Raw genomic sequence first — 2474 nt, 5'->3', positions numbered from 1 at the left:
GTCCGCGCGGGTGGGGGGGTGCCCCGGGGGGGGGGGGGGGGCCGGGCGGGGGGGGGGGGGGGGCCGGGGGGGCCCCCCCCCCCGCCCCCGTCGCGCCGCCGGATCAGGCCCGCTGCGGCTGCGCCCGGCCCTTCAGCAGGGCCGAGCCCGCGCCCAGCGACACGACGCCCATGCCGACGGCGGTCGCGATGCCCTGTGCGCCGTCCACCGCGAAGGGCGCCACGGCCGCGACGGCCAGGTTGAAGAGGAACAGGAACCAGAGGACCGGGCGGGAGGAGAGCAGGGCCTTCATGGGAATTTCCTTCCGGGGGCAGCTCCTTCCTGGTGAGGGAGCCGAGTGGGCGAGCCGTGAACTTCTGAGATCAACGATCCCCGGATACGCCCGCCGCCACGAGGGAGTGCTCTCCCGAACCGGTGGTGTAGCGGGCTACACCATCACCCGGGAGCAGGCTCTCCCGCCCGCGCGCGGTCCCGTCGCCTAGCCTGATCACCATGTGGAAGACACTGCGACAAGCGGCGCGGGCCACGGTCCAGCTGGTCGCGGTCGCGATCCTGGCCTTCGGCTCGTACATATTCGTCACCGTCCTGCTGATCACGGCCACCGTCTCGCTCGCGGTCATCGGCATCGGCATGCTGCCCGAGACGGTCCTGCTGATCCGCCGGATCGCCGGTATGAAGCGGCGGATGGCGACCGAGTGGTCGGGCGTGGAGATCCCCGAGGCGTATCTGCCCATCGAGGGCAAGCTGAAGGAGAAGCTGCGCACGGTCGTCCGCGACCCCGGCACCCGCACCGACCTGCGCTGGATGGTCGCCCACTATGTGTACGGGGCCCTGCCGCTGCTGATGATCCCGCTGTGGCCGCTCGGCCTGGTCGTCGACGGGGTCTGGTGCGGCCTGCTGCGCCGTGAGCCAGTGGTCCTCCCGCTGATCAGCAGGCTCGCCGACCTCGACGCCGCCTGGTCGGCCACCCTGCTCAAGCCCTCGCCGAAGGCGAACCTCGTCGAGCGGGTCGAGCAGCTGAAGGCGACCCGGGCCGACGCGGTCGCCGCGCACGGAGCCGAACTCCGGCGCATCGAGAGGGACTTGCACGACGGCGCGCAGGCCCGCCTGGTCTCCCTGTCCATGCGGATCGGCCTCGCGAAACGGGCGTACGACCGTGACCCGGAGGCCGCCCGCAAGCTGCTGGAGGACGCCCAGGACCAGGCCGAGGAGGCGCTGACCGAGCTGCGCAACGTGGTGCGCGGCATCCATCCGCCGATCCTCACCGACCGTGGACTGGTGGGCGCCGTAAGGGCGTTGGCGTCGAGCAGCGGACTGGAGGTCGGCGTGGTCGACGACGGCGTCGAGGACGGCGTGCGGGCGCCCGCGGCCGTGGAGGCCGCCGCGTACTTCGTGATCGCCGAGGCCCTGACGAACGCGGCGAAGTACAGCGGATCACCGACAGCCTGGGTCGAACTCGCCCGCGTACCGAGGGGCTTGAAGGTCCGGGTCGGCGACCACGGCCAGGGCGGCGCCGACGAGAAGGGCGGCACCGGACTGCTCGGGATGCGCCGCCGGGTGGCCGCGCTGGACGGCAGCGTGGACGTGTCGAGCCCGGTAGGGGGACCGACCGTGATCGACGTGCAGCTGCCGTGCGTATGGTGAGCGCGGCTGCGGCCGACCAGACGAGCTGTACCGGATGGAGAACAGGACCGTCATGCGCGTAGTGATCGCCGAGGACAACGCCCTGCTGAGACAGGGCCTCGTCCTGCTGCTGACGTCGGCCGGCCACGAGGTCGTGGCGGAGGCGGGCAGCGGCCCCGAAGTGCTCCCCGCCCTCCTCGAACACCGCCCGGACGCCGCCGTCCTGGACGTCCGGATGCCCCCCGGCTTCCGCGACGAGGGCCTGCGCGCGGCGCTGGAGGCGCGGGAGCAGATCCCCGGCCTCCCGGTGCTCGTCCTCTCCCAGTACGTGGAGGAGTCGTACGCGGCGGAACTCCTGGGCGGCGGCGCGAGCGGCGTCGGCTACCTCCTCAAGGACCGGATCGGCAGGGTCGACGAGTTCCTGGACGCCCTGGACCGGGTGGCGGCCGGCGGCACGGCCCTCGACCCCGAGGTGGTCGCCGAACTCCTCATCCGCCGCCGCGACTCCCCCCTCGACTCCCTCACCCCGCGCGAACGCGAGGTCCTGAAGCTGATGGCGGAGGGCCACGACAACACGATGATCGCCAAGACGCTGGTGGTCACCGAACGCTCGGTCAGCAAGCACATCGGCAACGTGTTCCTGAAGCTCGGCCTGCCACCGACCGACAGCGGCCACCGCCGGGTGCTGGCGGTACTGGCGTACCTGAACAACCAGTAGCGCGGGCTAGGCCGTGTTTTGGAAGTCGCGGGCGGCGAGCCAGATGATGAGGTCGCTCGCGATTCGGCCGATGCCGTTCTCAGTGGTCACGTGGTGTTCGCGGCGGGTGGTGTCGCGGCGGACGATCTCGTAG

General features: G+C 72.0%; 3 protein-coding genes. 2 read left to right on the top strand and 1 reads right to left on the bottom strand.

Annotated features, from left to right (window positions below):
• Nucleotides 1-103: 103 nt before the first annotated feature.
• The gene (locus CW359_RS44855) at nt 104-292 is read right to left on the bottom strand and encodes a hypothetical protein (RefSeq protein ID WP_105976032.1); all 189 of its coding nucleotides are present in this window, start codon (nt 290-292) and stop codon (nt 104-106) included.
• 200 nt (nt 293-492) lie between these two features.
• Between CW359_RS44855 and CW359_RS44850 the strand changes: the two genes are divergently transcribed.
• Entirely contained in the window at nt 493-1644 is a 1152-nt protein-coding gene (locus CW359_RS44850) for a sensor histidine kinase (RefSeq protein WP_105976031.1), read from the top strand.
• Nucleotides 1645-1696: 52 nt separating this feature from the next.
• Nucleotides 1697-2341 (top strand): response regulator, encoded by a 645-nt coding sequence (locus CW359_RS44845; RefSeq protein ID WP_105976033.1) that lies wholly within the window; start codon nt 1697-1699, stop codon nt 2339-2341.
• The last annotated feature ends 133 nt before the right edge of the window (nt 2342-2474 follow it).

Origin of the sequence: Streptomyces geranii, assembly GCF_002954775.1 — a bacterium.
In the GTDB taxonomy this organism is placed as follows: Bacteria; Actinomycetota; Actinomycetes; order Streptomycetales; family Streptomycetaceae; genus Streptomyces; species Streptomyces geranii.
Note: the sequence above shows the minus strand (reverse complement) of the source record. Positions and strands in the feature narration are given on the sequence as shown.

Bases quoted from the DNA above. Each gene is read 5' to 3' on its own strand.
- CW359_RS44850 (WP_105976031.1), top strand. From the start codon at position 493: ATGTGGAAGACACTGCGACAAGCGGCGCGGGCCACGGTCCAGCTGGTC.
- CW359_RS44855 (WP_105976032.1), bottom strand. From the start codon at position 292: ATGAAGGCCCTGCTCTCCTCCCGCCCGGTCCTCTGGTTCCTGTTCCTC.
- CW359_RS44845 (WP_105976033.1), top strand. From the start codon at position 1,697: ATGCGCGTAGTGATCGCCGAGGACAACGCCCTGCTGAGACAGGGCCTC.